The following is a 20,456-nucleotide window of genomic DNA, read 5'->3' on the forward strand; positions in this document are numbered from 1 at the left end:
CGTTTTAATACGTCTTATAACATTATATATTGTATTCTCATGGTAACACATCAAAAAACAGGTGTAAATAACTTTTTCCAAAAGAAAAGGCGCCGCAAAACCATTTCACTCAATGATTTTACGGCACCATCCTTTTTTAATTCTCTTTAGCATTTTTATGATAAATATACCACAGCCCTTTTAAAAGTAAATCCGGGTCATAAATGATTTTCTTCCGGCAAAACGGCACGATAACTCCGGCGATACCGCCTGTCGCCAGCACTGTTATCCCGGCGCCAAGCTCCTCCTCCAGCCGCTCAATAAGGCCGTCCACCATCGCTGCATTGCCGTAGATCAAACCGCTCTGCATACTTTCAATGGTGTTTTTTCCTATCATATGCTTCGGTTTTTCAAAACGGATGTAGGGTAATTGAGAGGTTCTCTCTGTCAGCGCATCCTGGGAAATCTTCACCCCGGGCATGATCAGCGTGCCCAGATAAGACCGGCGCTCATCGACCACGGAACAGGTTGTGGCCGTTCCCATATCAAATATGACGATCTTCCCTGAATACTCCTCCACGGCAGCCACCGCATCCACCACCAAATCCGATCCGAGACTGGCCGGTTGATCCGTTGCGATGCGGATGCCGGTACGGATTCCGCGGCCGACCACCAGAGGTGTCAGCCCTGTCATCAGGCCCATGCCCTCGCGCACCACATCTGTAAGCCCCGGAACAACCGAAGAAATGATAATTCCCTGGACGCCCTCCAGCGTCACATGATAGATATCCAGAAGGGTTTTTAATTCAATCATAAACTCTTCTTTTGTCTTTTGCCGGTCACTTCGTATCCTTCCGGAAAAACAGACTTTTCTCTGTTCATCCATCAGGCCAATGACGATATTCGAATTTCCGATATCCACTGCCGCGATCATGTGTCATTTCCTCCTTTATTCAGTCATTTTTCTCGTCCCACAAAATTTTCAGTGCATCGAGAAGTTCATCCGCCGCCGCCTCTTTCGACTGCATCGGCAGATCAGCAACGTTTTTTTTGCTAATCAGAGTAAGATGATTTGTATCTGTCCCGAATCCGGCGCCATCCTCTTTCAGACAGTTCGCCGCAATCATATCCGCGTTTTTCCGTTCCAGCTTTGCCCTGGAATTTTCCAGCACATCCCGGGTTTCCATAGAAAAGCCGCAGAGCACCTGGTTCTCCTTTTTATGCTCTCCAAGCCATGCAAGAATATCCTGAGTCCTGCCGAGGGACAGCGTCATATCCGCACCCCTTTTCTTGATCTTATCTTCTTCCGTCCGCAGCGGCGTATAATCCGCCACTGCAGCCGCTTTAATGATGATATCCTGGCTTTCCCATCGTGCCTTTACCGCCTCAAACATATCCGCTGCCCGGATGACCGGCACAACCTCCACAAAAGGCGGGGGCGTCAGCGCCGCCGGTCCGCTGATCAAAGTCACCTCGGCGCCGCGAAGCATCGCCTGACGGGCAATGGCGTACCCCATCTTTCCCGTTGAATGATTGGTGAGAAAACGCACCGGGTCCAGGGGTTCCCGGGTCGGCCCTGCGGTGACAAGAATCTTCCTGCCTGTCAAATCCTTTTCATGGCCAATCTCCCGGACAATGTAGTCAAACAGCACATCCTCCGAAGGCATTTTGCCATCCCCCGTCGTACCGCAGGCCAGATAGCCATTTTCCGGCGGAATAATGATTTTCCCGTAATCAGCCAAACGGCGCAGGTTGTCCTGAACCACCGGATTATGAAACATATTCACATTCATCGCCGGTGAAACAATCACCGGACAGGTCATCGCCAGTACTGTCGTACTCAGCATATCATCCCCAATACCGTAAGCCATCTTGGCAATGATATTGGCCGACGCCGGAGCTACAAGCATCACATCCGCCCGGCCGGCCAGGGATACATGGGCAATATGAAACTGAAAATTTCTGTCAAAGGTATCCACCATACATTTGTTGCCTGTTAAAGACTCAAAGGTTGTCGGATGGATAAAATTTGTTGCATTTTTGCTCATAATGACATGGACATCCGCATGCTGTTTGACGAGGCGGCTGGCCAGCCCCGCAATCTTATAAGCCGCAATGCTTCCCGTCACACCGAGTACAACCGTCTTTCCCTTCAGCATTTATTCCACCTCATCCATTTCGGCCAAAAGTCCGTGCTTTTCATAATGTGTGATTCGTTTTACCTTGTTTTCATCATCAACAAAAACAACCTTTGGCGCATATCCGGCCATCTCTTCCGATGTCATTCCCGCGTAGCACATGATAATAATCTTATCGCCGACCTGCACCATCCGGGCCGCCGCACCGTTCAGACATATCATGCCGCTGCCGCGCTCTCCGGCGATCACATAGGTTTCAAAACGCTGTCCGTTATTAATATCCACGATCTGCACCTGTTCATACTCACAAATGCCCGAAGCTTCCATCAACGCCTCATCAATCGTAATGCTTCCCACATAATCCAGTTCTGCCTGAAGGACCGTTGCCCGGTGAATTTTTCCTTTTAACATTGTCATTATCATATCGTCTGCTCCTGTATAAAGTTGTCAATCAATCGCGTCTTTCCGATAAATACGGCAATAGCCACCAACACCGGACAGTCCACTCTGTGATGAATTTCTATGGTATCCCATTTGACCATCTCCACATAATCAATGCGGGCCAGCGGCTCTTCGGAAATCAGCTGACGCATTGCGGCAAGCACCTTTTCTCCGTCTTTTTCTCCGGCCTGAACCATAGCCTGTCCTGTCTTAATGGCCCGGCTCAAAACGAGGGCGGCCTGCCGTTCTTCTGCCGACAGATAAGTATTTCTGGAACTCTTCGCCAACCCGTCCGCCTCACGGATGATCGGGCAGCCGACAATTTCCAAATTCATATTCAGATTCCTGACCATCCGGCGGATCACCGCCAACTGCTGCGCATCCTTCTGTCCGAAGTATGCCCTGTCCGGCATGGCAATATTAAAAAGTTTATTGACGACTGTGCATACACCGCGAAAATGAATCGGACGACTTTTTCCGCAAAGTTCCCCGGTCACACCGCTCATATCGACAAAGGTTGTAAAATCTTCCCCATACATTTCGGAAGGTTCCGGCGCAAAAATCAATGCCGCTCCGGCTTTTTCGCAGAGAAGGCTGTCCGCATTCAAGTCTCTCGGATAGCTCTCCAGATCTTCCGTTGGCCCAAACTGGATCGGATTGACAAAAATGCTGACGACCACCCGGTCATTTTCCGCCACGGCACGATCGATCAGGCTTTTATGTCCTTCATGAAGATAACCCATGGTTGGGACCAAACCGATGCTCAATCCCTCTTTCTTCCACGCCTTAACCTGCGCTTTCACACCGGCGACTGTCTTTTCTATCTGCATCCCGATCGCCTCCTAATATAATTTCTCAATGACTTCATTTGAAATGCCGTATCCATGCTCCGGGGCCGGGAAGGCGCCTTCGCACACTTCATCGATATAGCCCTTAAATGCGGCTTTCATCGCTTCCCCGATATTTGCATAACGTTTTACAAACTTCGGCGTAAAATCAGAGAACATTCCGAGCATATCCTGATATACAAGAATCTGTCCGTCACAATCAGCGCCCGCGCCGATGCCGATCGTCGGCACATCCACTGCCTCAGTTACTTTTTTTGCCAGAGCAGACGGCACACACTCCAATACAATGGCAAAGACACCGGCCGCCGCAATCGCTTTTGCATCATCCAAAAGCTTCTGAGCCGCCGCTTCGTCCTTCCCCTGCACCTTGTAACCGCCAAAAGCATTGATCGACTGGGGTGTCAGTCCCAAATGTCCCATGACCGGGATTCCGGCCTGAACGATCGCCTGAATCTGAGGAACCACCTCGCTGCCGCCTTCCAGTTTCACCGCATTGGCCCGGCCTTCCTTCATCAGACGTCCCGCATTTTTCAGCGCATCATAAACGGAACCCTGATAAGACATAAACGGCATATCCACAACAACAAGGGCATTTTTCGCCCCTCTGGACACGGCGGCCCCGTGATGAATCATATCTTCCATTGTGACAGAAATGGTATCTTCATAACCGAGAATAACATTTCCAAGGGAATCCCCCACAAGAATTCCGTTAATTCCGGCGGCATCCAAAAGACTTGCCGTCGAATAATCATAGGCTGTCAGCATGGACAGCTTCTTTCCGTCTTCCTTTGCCTTTTTAAAGGTTGCAACTGTGTTTTTCATTTTACTTCTCCATTCCTTTCAAATATTTGGGATAAACTGTGATAATCCCTCTCCGGATGTTTCCGTTTTGCAATATTCACCAATATCTCAGACAATCGTATATAAATTTCTCTTTCTTCCGGCGGCAGCACATTTAAGTGCTTCTGAATCGTCTTTTCATCCGCCCGCTCTACCGGCCCCGTCAAAGCGGCTACCGTTCCCACACCGGCTACCGATTGACAATTATGGAGAAACAAAGGGCTAAGCGCTGCTTCCCCGCTTTCCCTGTCAAAGCCGCAGTCCATTAATAAATTGACCCCCGCTTCAAACAGGCCCGTGACCAGATTGCTGGCAAAAACGGCGGCACCATGATAGAGCGCCTTCTGCTCTGCCCGGATCACCCGCACCGGATTTCCGAGTTTTTCAAAAAAATCTTTCCAGAAATCCAAATATTTCTCCGGTCCTTCAATTGTAAAATATGCTTGAGAAATTTCCTGATACGATTGCGATTTACTGTGAATCGCAAACAAAGGATGGATAGAATAACCAAATGCTCCCATTTGGTCAATCTCAGAAAATACGGCACTTGTCATCACACCGCTACAGTGACAAATAAACTTGCCTGTCAAAGAATATCGTTTTGTCGAATTCCATACACCTTCGATGGCCCCGTCCGGAACCGTCAAAAAGAGAGCATCACTAGACTCTATCAATTCTTCAAGTGTCTCGTAATACTTTGTATGTGTAAAAAGAGATGCCTGTCTGGCCGACTCTTCACTTCTGCTATAGTATCCGGATACACACACGTTGCGTTCCGACATGTATTTTCCCAGAGTAAAGCCAACTTTCCCTGCACCAACAAATCCTATTCTCATCCCTATCACCTTCCTTCCAAGGTGATGCTCCCACGGAATCCCATTCACTCACGATATAAGTTCCATTACGGATTCAAAAGATTTAAATCCAGGATTTGCAAACAAGTGTCACGGTATAGTTTCCTGAGGAATACTATCCGTTAGCTATCATACCATATTTTTACTATAATATCAATTATTTTCCACACTATCAACAGTCTGGCGGATGATGCTCCGAACCATATCTTCGCTGAGGCTTCCCGGCGCATAGCCATAAACATTTCCATTTTTATCGATCATAAAGGTTGTTGGAAATGCCTGTATGCCATAGGCGGCAAAAATGCTTCCGTCCAAATCCATGACCACCGGATAGGTATAGCCATTTTCGGATAAAAAGAGCTCAACCTCTTCCTGTGACACATCGCTGTTATTCGGATACTCCTCCGTTTTCGGATTCGCCACACCCAAAATGATCACATCGCCGCCGTTGCTGCCATATTCTTCATAAACCTTCTGAATATAAGGCATCTCCATGCGGCACGGTCCGCACCAGGTGGCCCAGAAATTCAGAAAAACGGTCTTTCCCTTATACTCTGACAGCGTATGGCTGTTTCCAAACTGATCAACCAGCGTAAAATCCGGGGCGGCAACCGTCTGCTTCCCGTTCTCTTCGGTTTCACCGGAGGTTTCCGCAGCCGTCTCTGCTTCCGTTTCAGAGATTTCTCCTTTATTCTTCGCCTCAGACGTATTCACCGCCTCAGAAGCCGTCTGACTCGTTTCCCCGAGAGCCGCTTCATTCCGGCTGTCTGCTCCCAGACCGGAAAGATATCCGGTGATTCCGTTCATCCATCCTGTCATCGTCATCACGCCCATGAGAATCAATAAAACGCCGCCAATCTTCACCGTATATTGAATGACCTGCCGTCTCCGATTAAAGAAATCCAGGGCAGCCCCGGCAAAAATTCCCACAGCAAGAAAAGGCAGGACAAAGCCTGCCATATAAACGCCTATTAACGCGAAACCGGAAACAGCTGTCGCCGCGGACGACGCCATAAGTAAAACACCGGCAAGGACGGGGCCGACACAAGGCGTCCACGCAAAGCTGAAGGTAAAGCCGAGAAGGAGCGCCATAAAAGGCCCGAAAGTTTTCCCCTCCATGGAAAACGGCAAACGATGAGTCTGCTCCATGGACTGAGATTTTCCAAAAACGCCCAACTGATAAAGACCGAATCCGATCATAATAAGACCGCCGATCCGGGTAAACCATACCTTATTGCCGCTGAAAAAACGCCCGATTGCCGTAAATCCGAGTCCCATCAAAATAAAGGCAAAACCGATGCCTAAAATAAAGAAAAGGGTGTGGAGCAATACTTTTTTTCTCGGATAAGAAATTCTCCCGTTTTCATCCATCCGATACATGCCGCCGGCCAGATAGCTGATGTACAACGGCACCAGCGGCAGAATACACGGTGAAAAAAAGCTGAGCAAGCCCTGAATAAACACTGTAATAAATGGTATCCCCGTTTCAACGTTAAAATTCATAAAGTCCCTTTCTGTCAATCCCTGTATACAATCTTTCCGCCGCAGATCGTATATTTTACTTTGCCCTGCAGGGTTTCGCCGATAAACGGTGAGTTGGAGGCCTTTGATTTAAAATGCTCCCCCACCGTCCACTGTTCATTTTCGTCAAAAATAACCATATCCGCCTTTCCGCCGACAGCCACATACCCCGCATCCAGATGGTATAATTCTGCCGGATTTATCGTCAGCTTCTCAAGGAAATGGGAAAGGCTCAAATACTCCGGCTTCACCAGATTGGTAATGCCCAGGGCCAATGCGGTTTCCAGCCCGATCATGCCGCTCGGAGCCGATTTCATATCCTTCGCCTTTTCCTCAGCACTGTGGGGCGCATGATCTGTTGCGATATAATCAATGGTGTCATCCATCAATCCCTGAATAATCGCCTGGCGGTCCGCCTCCGTACGGATCGGCGGATTTACTTTTACAAGAGTTCCCTTAGCCAAAACCGCTTCCTCTGTCAGGGAGAAATGCTGCGGTGTCGCCTCAGCATGAATATTTTTTCCGAGAGCTTTCATGGCACGCACGATCGCCACCGATGTTCCGCTGCTGATATGCTGAATATCGATGGAAGCCCCCGTACTTAACGCCAGCGCACAGTCTCTGGCTACCAGCACATCCTCTGCGACCGCCGGAGCGCCCTCCACGCCGACAGCGGTAGATACCGGCCCCTGATTCACCCCGAAGCTGCCGATCAGAGTCGGGTCCTCTTCATGAAAACTCAGCGGCACATCCAGCGCCTTCGCCATTTTCATGGCCTCCATGACAACCGCCGTATCTTTAATCGGAACACCATCATCGGTAAAACCGACAGCGCCCAAAGCCTTTAAACCTATCATATCCGTCAGTTCCGCACCGCCGAAGCCCTTCGTTACAGCCGCTGTATTCAGCACATGAATCGGCATTTTGGCTGCCCGCTGCCGCAGATAAGTTAATGTCTCTTCATTGTCCACCACGGGTTTTGTGTTCGCCATACAAATGACTGTCGTATAACCTCCGGCTGCCGCTGCCGCTGCCCCGGTAGACACATCCTCTTTATAAGTAAATCCCGGTTCTCTGAAATGGACATGGACGTCAATCAACCCCGGAGCCACTACCATACCGGCAGCATCAATAATTTCATCCGATTCCCGGTGCTTTTGTTCCGCACCTCCCGGCGGTGTGATTCCCGCAATACGGTCACGCTCAATGCAAATATCGCATACTTTATCTGTCTGACTTTTAGGGTCCACCAATCGCCCGTTTTTAATCCATAACATAGCTGTTCCTCCTCTATTCCTTCCCATAGGTTTCCCATTTATCCAGACATTCTTTCATATCTTTGAACTTCCTGTTTCGAATTTTTACAGCTTCCTCTCCCTTTCCGGCGCTGTAATCATAAAAGCCCCGACCGCTTTTTACACCATAATCTCCCTGCTCATACAATTCTCTCATCGTTTTCTGCGGCTCCTTTGCATCACATAAATCCTGATTCAGATATTCGGAAATATGATAAAAAGTATCCAGGCCGCCAAAATCCGCCACTTCGAAAGGACCATAAGCCGCATACCGAAATCCGAGTCCATATTTCATCACCGCATCTACATCCTCAATCGTTGCCGTTCCCTTTTCCACAATATCCATACACTCTCTCAAAACAGCAAACTGAATCCGATTGGCAATAAATCCGGGAACATCCCGGCGGCAGATCACCGGCTTCTTTCCAATTGCCTTCGCCAGCTCATAAACTGCATCCACATATCTCTGTTCCGTTTTTTCATTACAGATTATTTCTATTAAAGGAATCAGATTCGAAGGATTAAACCAGTGCATCCCCAGAAAACGTTCCTTCCCCTTGACCCGTTCACAAATCCGATTCATGGACAGGCCGGAAGTGTTCGTTGCAAGAATGGTTTCCGAATCCACAATCTCTGACAAACGCTCGAAAAAATCCTGCTTTACCGCCAGATTTTCCACTATAGATTCAATAATAATATCGCACTGTTTCAGGTCTTCCAACTGAGTCGTAAAACGCAAAGGTGCGTCCGCCTCCAAAGTAATAATTTTTCTTCCTCTTTCCAGAGAGGCTTCCGTCCGCCCCCAAATACAGGTTTCATATCCTTTCTCCGCAAATATCTGAGCCATCGTGGCTCCCATAAGCCCTGTTCCGCAAATACCAATTTTCATCATTTAATCATGTCCTTTCACATTTTCATTAAACAAAGCAAGGCTTCTTCCACTCTGGACTCAAACAGGGCATAGAAATCTCCGTCAACCGGAAAAGCTTCCATATAAAATTTCTGCAGTATATAAAGGCTCACCTGCCGACGCAGGCTGTCATCATTTTCCGCATCCAGTCTCTCCTGAATCTCTTTAAGAAAATAATGCCACCGTATGATATAAGCCTCCTGTCGTTTCAGTTCCGGCTCATCCAGCCATTTTTTGATTTTTACCTTGGAGGGATGAAGATTTTTACATTCATGGATCTGAAGAAAATATTTAAAGCTATTTTCTTCATAATAGCGTCCCATAGGAAACAACCGGCAGATTCCCGGGCGGTAAGCATGCACCCGGCATCGATTTTCATCATCCAGAAAAGCACAGCTGTCCGATGGACCTCTCATTTTCAGATTCGGCAAAATAATACCGTCCACAACATTTAATTCAATTTTATCATTCATAAGCGCTTCAAAGGAACACTCCAGTCCTTTTGTCAGCCGAAATACATCCAAAGGATCAAGAACAATGCTTTTTCCCATTCCCCGGCAGCAGCTTCCGCAGCCATTGCATCCGGCTTTGACCATATCGCCGGAGCTGTAATATTTTCCATCGGAAATATCCGCCATATCCACATATCTCTTCATGGTTTATCCCTCATTTTACTGCCATTCGCCAAATAAGCTATTTTTATGATCCGCCTGCCGAAAGGGCTACAGTACTTTATAGAAGCCGATGCCTCTGGCCTCCGGGCCGGTGTGAGTCGCAATACTGCATCCGAGATTTCCATAGATCACATCAAAGCCCGGAAAAGCATTTGCCACTTCCTGCCTCCATGCCTCCGCATCCGCCGCGCTCCGAAAAGAGCCGGCGGTTCCGACCCGCACCTTTGACATATCCGCGTCTTTCAAACGCTCTTTAAAATCATTTTTCAGCGCCTCGATCAGCTTTGCCTGACACCGTTTCATCCCCCGGGCTTTCGCGTAGGCATCCAACCGGTCCCCCTGAATTGAAAGAATCGGTTTAATATTCAGCACACTGCCGATCGCTGCCGCAGCCGGGGTGATCCGTCCGCCCTTTTTCAAAAATTCAAGCGTATCCACTGCAATATAAATGCTTGCATCATAGGCGGCAGCCTCCAATGCTTTCTTTATCTCAAAGGCATTTTTTCCCTCGTCTGCCAATTTGACGGCATCCAGCACAGAAGCGTACTGAGTCACCGAAATTCTGTGATTATCGGCCACCTGCACCTTACCGTCGTAATCTCTTGCCAATATCATGGAACTGGCACATGAATTACTCAAACCGCTGGACATGGGAATGTACACGAGGTCATCATACCCGTCATTTAAAATACGCTCCCATAAATCCATCACATCTCCCGGCGACGGCTGAGAAGTTGTAATATCTCCGCCGCTCATCTGACTTTGAAAAAAAGCTTCCTGAGTAAGATTTTCTCCTTCATAATAAGTCTTTCCATCAATGATCACCGGCATAGGTACGACAAATACACCCAATTTTCTGCCCATTTCCGCCGTGATACCACTGTTCGTGTCCGTCACAACCGCTGTTTTCATCTGTAATCCCTCCTAGAATTATACTGCTGCCTGCAAAGCCCGCTTTGAGATTCGCCTTCTGGCCCATATAAAACAAATGACATGAGCAATCAAAGTAACAATCCATGTAACCGGGTACGAATAATACACCACCTGCACCCTGTGAAATTCGGGTATCTGGAAAATCGTCGCCAGCCACAAAATCCGAAGGCCGCAGGCCCCAATCGTCGAAACAACCATCGGCATAATGGAATAACCGATTCCCCGCAGACTTCCAACCATGACATCCATCATCCCGCAGAGTGCATAGGTTGCAGCAACAACCTTCAGGCGGACAAGTCCCGCCTGTATAACCTCCGGACTGGAAGAATAAACTCCCAGTAATGAATTTCCAAAAATAACACAGGCATTGCCCATAACAACGCCTACGATCAACGCACAAATCTCGCCGCAAAGAAGGATCCGATTGATCCGCTCATGCTTCCCCGCCCCCATATTCTGGCTTGTAAAAGAAACCGTTGCCTGATGGAACGCATTCATGGAAACATAAACAAAGCCCTCAATATTCGCCGCCGCTGAATTTCCGGCAACGATCGTCGCCCCGAAAAGATTCACCGAAGACTGAATCAGCACATTCGACAATGAAAATACAATTCCCTGAAAACCGGCAGGCAGACCGATCCGCAAAATCTTCATCAACTTATCTTTATAAATACGAAGCCTGGAAGGAATTAACTGAATACCGCCCTTTTCCTTCATAAGGCACCAGAATACAAGGCCGCCGGACACTGTTTCCGAAATCACTGTAGCCAAAGCAACCCCTGCCACATCCAACCGGCATATAATAACAAAAAAGAGATTTAAGATCACATTAATGATTCCGGCCGCCGTCAGATAAAACAATGGCCGACGCGTATCGCCCACCGCTCTCAAAATCGCACTGCCGAAATTATAGATCATCACCGCCGGCATACCAACAAAATAAATTCGAAGATAGAGCGTCGCCAGCCCGATGACTTCCTCCGGCGCCTGCATCCATTCGAGAAGCACCCGGGCGCTCAAAATTCCGCCCACCAGTAAAAACAAACCGCTGAATATACTCAAAAGCATTGCCGTATGCACTGTCTCCGTTAATTCCTTCTCCTGTTTTGCTCCATAGCATAACCCGGTCAGAACATTCACACCGACAGATAAGCCGATAAACAAATTCGTCAGCAAATTGATCAGCGCTGTATTCGAGCCCACCGCTGCCAGCGAATTGTCCCCCGCAAAACGTCCGACGACCACAATATCCGCAGCATTAAACAACAGCTGAAGAACACTGGAACAGACCAGCGGTATGGCAAACATCAGCATCTTTTTCATAATGGGACCGCTGCACATATCCATCTCAAATCTTTTTTCCTGTTTTTCTTCCACGACAAATCATCTTCCTACATTTATTTAGCCCCTGATCAAAGGCCTCAAGACTCATAATAACACTTTTATTTCACCGTGTCATCCGCTTATTTCAAAAAAAATGAGAACCGGTTTCTGCCTTTCCGGTTCTCATCAAAATTTCCTTTTATTTTTTAATCCCTGACCTTAATATGCGCCTCTCTGAGCTGTTTTTCCGTCACTATTCCCGGTGCGCCGCACATCAGATCCTGGGCGCTGCTGTTCATCGGGAAGGCGATGACCTCTCGGATATTCTCTTCATTTCTGAGAAGCATGATCATACGGTCAACTCCCGGCGCCATACCGGCGTGAGGCGGAGCCCCAAACTGGAAAGCATTATACAAAGCGCCGAATTTTTCTTTCAGAACTTCTTCATCATAGCCCGCAATTTCAAAAGCCTTTACCATGATTTCAATATCATGATTCCGCACAGCGCCGGAAGACAATTCCACACCGTTGCAGACAATATCATACTGATATGCCAGAATGTCCAGCGGATCCTTTGTCTGCAGAGCTTCCAGTCCGCCCTGAGGCATGGAGAACGGATTATGGGTAAAGCCAAGTTCCTTCGTCTCCTCATCTACCTCATACATCGGAAAATCATTGATATAGCAGAAGCGATAAGCCTTTTCTTCCAACAGATTCATCCGTTTCCCCAACTCATCGCGGATCTGCCCGGCATATTTGCAGGCCAGTTTTTCCGACGCTGCGATAAAGAAAATCGTATCGCCTACAGACAAGTCGGCAATTTCAGCCAGCTCCTTCTTCATATCCTCCGGAATAAATTTATCGATCGGCCCTTTATAGCTCATATCCTCAAGGACTTCCAGATAACCGAGGCCGCTCATGCCGATCTCCTGAGCAAACTTCAAAAGCTTTTCATGGAAACCTTTGGACAAATCACCGTGTACCCGGATGGCCCGCACCGTCCTTTTATGGAACGGCTTAAAGGTACACCGCTGGAAAAACTCGGTCACATCGATGATACGCAGCGGGTTGCGGAGATCCGGCTTATCCGTGCCGAATTCCAGCATCGCCTGCTTATAGCTGAACACCGGGAAAGGCGCTTCCGTTACCGTATAACCCTTCGGCGCAAAGGTCTTAAAGGTTTCCGCCAGAACTTCTTCCCCAACTTTAAATACATCCTCCTGGGTGGCAAAGCTCATCTCAAAATCCAACTGGTAAAATTCCCCCGGAGAACGGTCCGCCCGGGCATCCTCATCACGAAAACACGGTGCGATCTGATAGTATTTATCAAAGCCCGCCGCCATCAAAAGCTGCTTATACTGCTGCGGCGCCTGAGGCAGCGCATAAAATTTTCCTTTGTGGACACGGGACGGCACGATATAATCCCTGGCTCCCTCCGGCGAGGACGCGCAGAGGATCGGCGTCTGAATTTCCGTAAAGCCCATATCCTCCATCTTATTCCGCAAAAAACGAATCACTTTGGAGCGGAATAAAATATTATCTTTCACTTTCTGATTTCTCAAATCCAGATAACGGTATCTCAGTCGAACGTCTTCCCGGATCTCCTTGGATGTCGCTATTTCAAAAGGCAGATCCCGGTAAACCTTTCCGAGAATTTCTACTCTGTGAACTTCCAGTTCAATTGTCCCCGTCGCAATCTTTGGATTATAGGTTTCCTCATCCCTTTCCTCGATAACGCCCTCCACTGAAAGACACTGTTCTTTACGAATCCCTTTAAACAAATCCGTATTCCTGAATACCACCTGAACAACCCCATACATATCCCTTAAATCCACAAAGGATACGCCGCCATGATCACGGATATTTTCGACCCATCCGGCCAGTTTCACTTCCGTACCGATATCACTTTCACTCACCTGATCCATTGTTTTACTGCGATATACGTTTGACATATTTCCCTCTTCCTTTCTGTTCTGCTCATTATTGGAATGTGTTCAAAAAAGGACTGTGTGGAGCGTTTTTTATTTTAACAATAAAAAAACTGCCCATCCTGAAATTTTATTCAGGACGAACAGTGTATATATCCGCGGTACCACCTGACTTACTGTCATAATAACAGTCACCTTCATGACCTGCTGTTTTAACGTCCAGCTCACGGCGCCCCTACTCATCCGAAAGGAGAAAGTTCCTTCCCCTGACGGTTTTCAGTTTGCAGCTGATAGAGTGTTATTCCTGTAAATTCACTTTACGGGTATCTCACCATCACCCGCTCTCTGGAAACGATAATCTACAGTACTTCTCTCCGTCATCGCTTTTCTGAGAATTTTATACCTATACTTTAAAATTGTCAAGTACTAAATTGTATTTTTATCAATGTTTTACAACCAGAATAGCCGCACCCAGAACCGCCAGCACAACGCCCGTCACCCGGTTCAAAACGATCGGCGATGATTTATTGGCAAATTTCGCCGCAATCCGTGCCCAGAGCAGTGTACTCAATATGCAGCAGATGAGGCAGAACATATCCGGCGTACCTCCGATGGCAAAATGGCTAGCCGAGCCGGTGAAGGCCGTAAAGGCCATAATAAACACACTGGTTCCAACAGCTGTCTTTAATTCGTATCCGAGAACACTGGTTAAGATCAGCAGCATCATCATACCGCCGCCCGCACCGACAAAACCGCAGATAAATCCGACGATAATGCCGCTCACAATTGACTGAATCACTTGCTTTTTGCGGCTTACATTTTTACGGGCTTCCTTCGTCGTCATTACCGGGCGGACAATAAATTTAATGCCCAGGATCAACGTCATTACCGTTGAAAACCCGCCCATGGTCGTACTCGGGACAAGGCTTGACACATAGCTGCCGACCAGCGTGAAACAAAGCACCGAGATCATCATCACCAGCCCGTTTTTTATATCCAGATTTTTGTTTTTCCCATAAGTATATGCAGAAACCGCGCTGGCCAATACGTCGCTGGCCAATGCAATTCCCACAGCCATATAAGGTTCCATTTTCAAAAAAGTGATCAGCATCGGACTGATCACCGCCGCGGCGCTCATTCCCGCAAAACCTGTCCCCAGGCCGGCTCCGATTCCGGCGATAAAACAAACGATCAGTTTTTCCAACAATTAAACCACCTGTTCCTATAATAAATATCCGATTTGGTCCTTCCATCACGGAATTTCCGTACTCATCACACAATTTTTTCCTCTCGCCTTTGCCATATACAGGCACTGATCCGCTTTATTCACCAGCATTGCCACATTGACATTTTCCATAGAATTTGAAATGCAAAGGCCCACGCTGACAGTCACTTTCATAACCAGTTCCCCGGATCTGAACTCTGCTTCTTCCACATAACGGCGAAGCCTTTCCGCGGCCTCTTTATAATCATGTTCGCAGTGCAAATATACGGTAAACTCCTCCCCGCCCCAACGGCAGTAATAAGTTTTCTCGCAAAAGGACCGCCGTATGATCTGCGCGATTCCCCGCAGAACAATATCGCCGTTATTATGGCCATACCGGTCGTTTATATGTTTGAAATCATCAATATCAAGAATCATCATGCCCACTTTTCCCGGCCCGGGATTCTTATAGTCCGCATCCACAACGGCATTAAATCCATAACGGTTATACAACCCGGTAAGCGCATCATGGCGGTATAGATAATAGTATTTCCGTTCCGACTCCAGAAGCTGTTTCTGAGTCTGGGCCCGAATCACCTCAATAAACAAGGCCAGTAAATAGCAGGCGACAAAAAGAAATGGAAAGCGGAGCATAAACTCATCCGTATAATGGTACCACAGCATTTTTCTTCCAAAAGGAAGCCAAAAGAAAAAAAGAAGCATAAAAAAAGTAACAATACTGTAACGTGTCCCGGATTTCCTTCCAAAGATTAAAAGCGAAAAAGAAGGAATCAGACACATCCACAGAGCGCTGAATCCATTAGGAATACCTGAAATCAGAAAAAAAGCCAGCAGTGCAAGTGTTTCAACAACAAAAATCGTATAAGTGATCCTTTTTACCCTTGTTCCCCGCCTTATTAAGACGGCATTAATAATACATGCCACAGAAAAAATAAATGTACTCACCATCAGTATATATTCTTTAGTAAAGACATTTACCACCGTCATAAAAAATGATACCAACGCCAAAAGGATGTTCAGCCATTCAAACATCAGCTCTTTTCTCATCTTATCATCACGGATTGCCTCGTGCATCCCCGCCATAACATCTTTAATCCTAATCCAGGCCATCTCTTCTTCTCCTACCCTTGATTAAATTAGTCTTTTTATACGATATCACATTTTTGCCTGTTTATCCAGTCTTGTCCGATAAGAACGCAGATAAAACAGATAACACACCGAAAAAAACAAAATACCATAGACCGAGGCCACCGGAACTGCCAGTCCGATATCCACCAGCGTTGCATCCGGTTTCAGGCTGAACAAATAAGATAACGGCACCCGGACTAAAAACGATGCCGTAATCCCCTGAAACATTACCGGCATTGTCCTGCCGTGCCCGTTGAAAAATCCAATAAAACTAAAGACAACACAGGTTAATATGGCTTCCGGGCTGAATCCTCTCAGATATTCTGCCGATTTGGCTATATATTCCGGATTCGATGTAAACAGGGCGGACGGTACGTCTCCCCTGAAAAATGAAACAGCAAAAATAAATATTCCGATAAAGGCTCCGATAGCCATTCCCGTATACATGGCTTTCCTGGCCCTGTCCTCCCGGCCTGCCCCCACATTCTGCCCGACAAAGGCGGACATGGACTGCATCAGAGATGAAGGTACGAGCATCACGAAGGCGACAACCTTCTGGGCAATACCATAGCCCGAGGACGCCTCCAGCCCGATTCCATTAATAATGGCGCAGAGTATCAAAAAGGAAATATTCGTCAGCAATTCCTGAAAAGCGATCGGCACGCCGGTCTGCAAAAAGAACAATATTTCCCGGTGAAAGCCAATATCCTTTCGGGACATGATAAAGGGCAGATTCTGCCGCCGGATAATGATCCATGAAAGGACCACGCTCACCGCCTGAGCCAGGATCGTTGCCAAAGCCGCTCCGGCCACATTCATATGAAAAACAGCCACAAACAACAAATCCCCGATAATATTCGTCACACAGGCAATGGCCACGAAGATTAACGGCAGTCTGGAATTGCCAAGTCCGCGGAAAATACCGCTGATCACATTATAGGCCACCACAAATACAATTCCTGCTCCGCAGATCCGCACATAAGTTACCGTCAGATCAAAGGCAGCCTCCGGCGCATTCAGCCATGAAGAAAATACCGGGGCAAAAGCCAGTAAAAGAGCCATCAGAACAACTGACAGCAGCGCAAAAAAGCAAACAGCACCGCCGATGACCTTTCCGATCCTTTCCGGCTTGCGTTCGCCCAGAAAACGGCTGATAACCACCGTCACGCCCATTGTTAAACTGGTAATTACAAAAGTTACAAGGTTAATAATATTAGTGCCCGTAGCCACCGCCGATATCCCCGCATCCGTTCCAAACCGGCCGACCACCAACAGGTCCACAGCGCCGTACATAGCCTGAAGCACGAGCGCACCCAAAATCGGCACCATAAACTTCAGCAATTTTCCGGCAATACTTCCCTGGGTAAAATCATCGGATAATCCCTTTGTATTACTCATTAATTTATCTCCCTTCATACAACTGCACTTATGCTTTAATCGCCCACCGCATTTTTGTGGAGCGGGCCCGGCTGTTCCGCGCACATTCTTCCGCCGATGGGCGAATCACTTCTTCGGAAATTTCCCGGTAGATACCCTGCTTTTTTAATTGCCTGAAGGACTTTTTCACAAACCGGTCTTCCCCGGAATGAAAAGTCAGAATGGCTGTCCGGCCGCCCGGAGCAAGTACATGGGGAAGCTTTTCCAAAAACTCATACAGCACCTCAAACTCGCTGTTGACATCAATCCGCAGCGCCTGAAAAGTTCTCTGGCAGGATTTTTTGACAGCTTCCTTCCGCTCACTCGCCGGAATGAAGGAAAGGGCTTCTTCAATCACATTTTTTAACTGAGTTGTCGTCTCAATTTTCGCTCCTCGTTTCATCCGCGCCATCACTGCTTTGGAAATTTCTTCCGCATAGGGTTCATCCGAATTTTCAATCAACATTCCCTCCAGTTCTTCCCGGGAAACCTCTCTGAGACGCTCGGCAGCGCTCGTCCCCTTCTGAGGATTCATCCGCAAATCCAGAGGTCCTTCATGCTTATAGGAAAATCCCCGTTCAGGATTATCTATCTGCATGGAGGATACTCCCAGATCCGCCAACACAAAATCAAAAAGTCCGGCTTCTTCGGCCACCTTGTCGATATTGGCAAAATTCTGAAGCTGAACCGTTAAAATATCTTCGCCGTAGCCTAACCGCTCCAATCTCTCTTTTGTCTTTGCCGACTCGATCGGATCCACATCCAGCGCATAAATATGACCTTGAGATTTCAGGCATTTTAACATTTCCAGCGTATGTCCCCCATATCCCAATGTGGCATCCAGTCCTTTTTGTCCCGGCTGAATCTGCAGAAAATCCAAAATTTCTTTCACACAAATTGAAATGTGCATCCCCGCCGGTGTGCTTCCCTTCTGAATCACTTTCGAGATCGTATCGCCGTATTTTTCCGGCTGCAGCTCTTTATATTTTTCACTGTATTTCTTTGGATGTGTGCCTGAATACCGCACACGCCGTTTATGCTCTTTTTCCTGATTCATCCTTATCCTCCACTTTTAAAGCTTCTTTTCCAGGCACACCAACGGAACACCTTTAATACCGTTAAACACGCATGGAACAATTCCAACCTCTTTATAACCCATATTTTTATAAAAACGGCGAGCCCGGCTGTTTTTCTCATTTGTATCCATTCTCAGATACTTACAGCCGTGTTTCCGGGCAAAGTCCTCATAAAATCGTACAAAGGCCTTCCCCCGCCCTCGATTCTCTTCCCGGGGAGATACAACCAGAGTGTGCAAAACCATCACTTCCGCCTCTGCCGCATCATATTCCCATTTCGCTTCCGCATAGGAATCCTCCTGCCTCTGGTTCAATCTGCCGGCCGCCACAATACGCCCTTCCTCTTCCATGACATATAAATCTCCATTTTCCAGGGCAGTCTCCGCCGTCTTTCGCGTCGGATAAATACTCCTTATCCAGCCAATCGATGCGCGGCCGGCTTCTTCCTCCGTATGAATCTCATTATAAATCCGCGCAACCGCCGGAATATCCGCCGGCAATGCTTTTCTGATCATAAACTACCTCTCCTTAATCTTCGCTCTCTATATCATACCACACCCATTCGAACCGATGGGCGAAATATGTTTTTTATACACATGAATAAAGTATAAAATTTCCGCAAAGGCCGTAATGCTCCAGGAAAAAATATACAGTAAATACAGCGAAGGCACTGTCTGAAAATACGCAAAAATCGTATACACCCATATGATCCGGAATACACAGGCGCCAAGGAGGACAATCACTGTCGGTATAAAGCTTTTCCCAAGAGCTCTCGACGCGGCAATAGTACAATCCATAAAGGCGGAAAACCCCAAAAACAGGCCCATAAACGTTATACGATACATTCCCGCCTCGATAACCGCCGCATCGCTGGTAAATAACCGCAGAAATGAAGGGCCGAAAAATACCATTAAAGCGCCCAAAATCATGCCGCTGCCAAAGGCATAGGCCAAACTGAACAGATAACTTTTCCGAATACGCTCCTTTTTTCCGGCCCCATAATTCTGTCCCATAAAGCTTCCGCAGGCTGTATAAAAGGCCATCATTACGCTGAATACGATCGCATCCTCATTCATCGCCGCCGCATTGCCCGCAACCAGAGTTGCGCTGAAGGAATTGACCCCCGTCTGAATAAAAAGATTAGCCATCTGGAAAATCGCATTCTGCAGTCCGGCCGGAACACCGATATGTATAACAGCCCATGCATTGTTCCTGCTTATATGCAGATTACTCAAACGCAGGGCATATATTTCCCGGCTTCTTACCAACGCTCTTACGATAAGAAATGCCGAAATATACTGGGAGATCACACTGGCGGCGGCCACTCCCGCCACATCCATATGACACACGATCACAAAAAAGAGATTCAGCACAATATTGGACGCCCCGGCCAGAGAAAGATAATATAAAGGCCGCTTTGTCTCACCCACTGCGCTGAACACCGCATTGCCAAAATTATAAACAGCCAGAGCCGGCATTCCCAGCAAATAAATGCGAATATATAAAACCGCGCCTGAAAGCAGCTCATGCTTTGTCTGCAACAGCAAAAGAATCCCCTTTGAAAATATCCATCCGCCAAATAAAAGTAAAAAGCCAACAATAATACTGAGGAGCAGCGACGTATGCACGGTCTCAACCATATTTTTCTTATCCTTTGCCCCAAAATGCCGCGCTGTCAATACATTGATCCCGCCGGATAAGCCGATAAGGAAATCTGTAAACATCGTCACCAAAGTTGTTGTTGAGCCTACTGCTCCAAGAGCCGCTGTTCCGGCAAATTTCCCCAAAACCGCCACATCCGCCATATTAAATAAAACCTGTAAAAGATTTGAAAATATCAATGGAATACTAAAAAATAATATTTGTTTTCCAAGCGGCCCTCTGGTCAAATCCTGCTTTTCTCTCTGCATTTTCTGTCAATCCTCCA

Annotated in this window: 19 protein-coding genes and 1 other annotated feature; all 19 genes read right to left on the reverse strand. The window is 47.4% G+C overall.

The features are described from left to right. Window positions 1–136 precede the first annotated feature (136 nt). The 19 genes from ACMN7X_RS13695 to ACMN7X_RS13785 all read right to left on the reverse strand — a co-directional run bounded on the left by ACMN7X_RS13695 (window position 137) and on the right by ACMN7X_RS13785 (window position 20,439). The gene (locus tag ACMN7X_RS13695) at window positions 137–913 is read right to left on the reverse strand and encodes a type III pantothenate kinase (protein WP_418748016.1); all 777 of its coding nucleotides are present in this window, start codon (window positions 911–913) and stop codon (window positions 137–139) included. 19 nt (window positions 914–932) lie between these two features. Beyond that, window positions 933–2,138, reverse strand: coding sequence for a bifunctional phosphopantothenoylcysteine decarboxylase/phosphopantothenate--cysteine ligase CoaBC (gene coaBC, locus ACMN7X_RS13700; RefSeq protein WP_418748017.1), 1,206 nt, complete (start codon window positions 2,136–2,138; stop codon window positions 933–935). Next, window positions 2,139–2,540, reverse strand: coding sequence for an aspartate 1-decarboxylase (panD, locus tag ACMN7X_RS13705; RefSeq protein ID WP_418748018.1), 402 nt, complete (start codon window positions 2,538–2,540; stop codon window positions 2,139–2,141). After that, window positions 2,537–3,388: a pantoate--beta-alanine ligase gene (panC, locus tag ACMN7X_RS13710; RefSeq protein WP_418748019.1), complete on the reverse strand. Its 852-nt coding sequence runs from the start codon at window positions 3,386–3,388 to the stop codon at window positions 2,537–2,539. The genes panD and panC overlap by 4 nt, the downstream gene beginning before the upstream one ends. A 12-nt stretch (window positions 3,389–3,400) precedes the next feature. Continuing rightward, window positions 3,401–4,228 carry a 3-methyl-2-oxobutanoate hydroxymethyltransferase gene (panB, locus tag ACMN7X_RS13715; protein ID WP_418748020.1) on the reverse strand — a complete coding sequence of 276 codons (828 nt, stop codon included), beginning with the start codon at window positions 4,226–4,228 and terminating at the stop codon, window positions 3,401–3,403. Beyond that, window positions 4,225–5,130, reverse strand: coding sequence for a Rossmann-like and DUF2520 domain-containing protein (locus ACMN7X_RS13720; RefSeq protein WP_418748021.1), 906 nt, complete (start codon window positions 5,128–5,130; stop codon window positions 4,225–4,227). The genes panB and ACMN7X_RS13720 overlap by 4 nt, the downstream gene beginning before the upstream one ends. Window positions 5,131–5,253: 123 nt before the next feature. Next, window positions 5,254–6,603 (reverse strand): cytochrome c biogenesis protein CcdA, encoded by a 1,350-nt coding sequence (locus ACMN7X_RS13725; RefSeq protein ID WP_418748022.1) that lies wholly within the window; start codon window positions 6,601–6,603, stop codon window positions 5,254–5,256. A gap of 14 nt (window positions 6,604–6,617) precedes the next feature. Continuing rightward, window positions 6,618–7,898: a dihydroorotase gene (locus ACMN7X_RS13730; protein WP_418748023.1), complete on the reverse strand. Its 1,281-nt coding sequence runs from the start codon at window positions 7,896–7,898 to the stop codon at window positions 6,618–6,620. A gap of 13 nt (window positions 7,899–7,911) precedes the next feature. Next, on the reverse strand, window positions 7,912–8,808 hold the full coding sequence (locus tag ACMN7X_RS13735) for a 3-hydroxyacyl-CoA dehydrogenase family protein (protein ID WP_418748024.1): 897 nt from the start codon (window positions 8,806–8,808) through the stop codon (window positions 7,912–7,914). A gap of 14 nt (window positions 8,809–8,822) precedes the next feature. Next, on the reverse strand, window positions 8,823–9,482 hold the full coding sequence (locus ACMN7X_RS13740; RefSeq protein WP_418748025.1) for a YkgJ family cysteine cluster protein: 660 nt from the start codon (window positions 9,480–9,482) through the stop codon (window positions 8,823–8,825). Window positions 9,483–9,548: 66 nt separating this feature from the next. Next, on the reverse strand, window positions 9,549–10,412 hold the full coding sequence (locus ACMN7X_RS13745; protein ID WP_418748026.1) for a DegV family protein: 864 nt from the start codon (window positions 10,410–10,412) through the stop codon (window positions 9,549–9,551). A gap of 18 nt (window positions 10,413–10,430) precedes the next feature. After that, on the reverse strand, window positions 10,431–11,780 hold the full coding sequence (locus ACMN7X_RS13750) for an MATE family efflux transporter (RefSeq protein ID WP_418748071.1): 1,350 nt from the start codon (window positions 11,778–11,780) through the stop codon (window positions 10,431–10,433). Window positions 11,781–11,962: 182 nt separating this feature from the next. Beyond that, window positions 11,963–13,708: an aspartate--tRNA ligase gene (gene aspS / locus ACMN7X_RS13755; RefSeq protein WP_418748027.1), complete on the reverse strand. Its 1,746-nt coding sequence runs from the start codon at window positions 13,706–13,708 to the stop codon at window positions 11,963–11,965. A gap of 108 nt (window positions 13,709–13,816) precedes the next feature. After that, window positions 13,817–14,074: a binding site (T-box leader), on the reverse strand. A gap of 52 nt (window positions 14,075–14,126) precedes the next feature. Then, on the reverse strand, window positions 14,127–14,891 hold the full coding sequence (locus tag ACMN7X_RS13760; RefSeq protein WP_418748028.1) for a sulfite exporter TauE/SafE family protein: 765 nt from the start codon (window positions 14,889–14,891) through the stop codon (window positions 14,127–14,129). A gap of 45 nt (window positions 14,892–14,936) precedes the next feature. Beyond that, on the reverse strand, window positions 14,937–16,019 hold the full coding sequence (locus ACMN7X_RS13765; RefSeq protein WP_418748029.1) for a diguanylate cyclase domain-containing protein: 1,083 nt from the start codon (window positions 16,017–16,019) through the stop codon (window positions 14,937–14,939). A 45-nt stretch (window positions 16,020–16,064) separates the two neighbouring features. Beyond that, the gene (locus tag ACMN7X_RS13770) at window positions 16,065–17,435 is read right to left on the reverse strand and encodes an MATE family efflux transporter (RefSeq protein ID WP_418748030.1); all 1,371 of its coding nucleotides are present in this window, start codon (window positions 17,433–17,435) and stop codon (window positions 16,065–16,067) included. 28 nt (window positions 17,436–17,463) lie between these two features. After that, entirely contained in the window at window positions 17,464–18,510 is a 1,047-nt protein-coding gene (rsmH, locus tag ACMN7X_RS13775; protein WP_418748031.1) for a 16S rRNA (cytosine(1402)-N(4))-methyltransferase RsmH, read from the reverse strand. A gap of 15 nt (window positions 18,511–18,525) precedes the next feature. After that, window positions 18,526–19,044 carry an N-acetyltransferase family protein gene (locus ACMN7X_RS13780; RefSeq protein ID WP_418748032.1) on the reverse strand — a complete coding sequence of 173 codons (519 nt, stop codon included), beginning with the start codon at window positions 19,042–19,044 and terminating at the stop codon, window positions 18,526–18,528. Between the two features lie 27 nt (window positions 19,045–19,071). Further along, complete coding sequence (locus ACMN7X_RS13785; RefSeq protein ID WP_418748033.1) at window positions 19,072–20,439, reverse strand: MATE family efflux transporter; 1,368 nt, start codon at window positions 20,437–20,439, stop codon at window positions 19,072–19,074. Between the last annotated feature and the right edge of the window lie 17 nt (window positions 20,440–20,456).

It is taken from the genome of Frisingicoccus sp. (assembly GCF_048388605.1).
Lineage (GTDB): Bacteria > Bacillota > Clostridia > Lachnospirales > Lachnospiraceae > Frisingicoccus.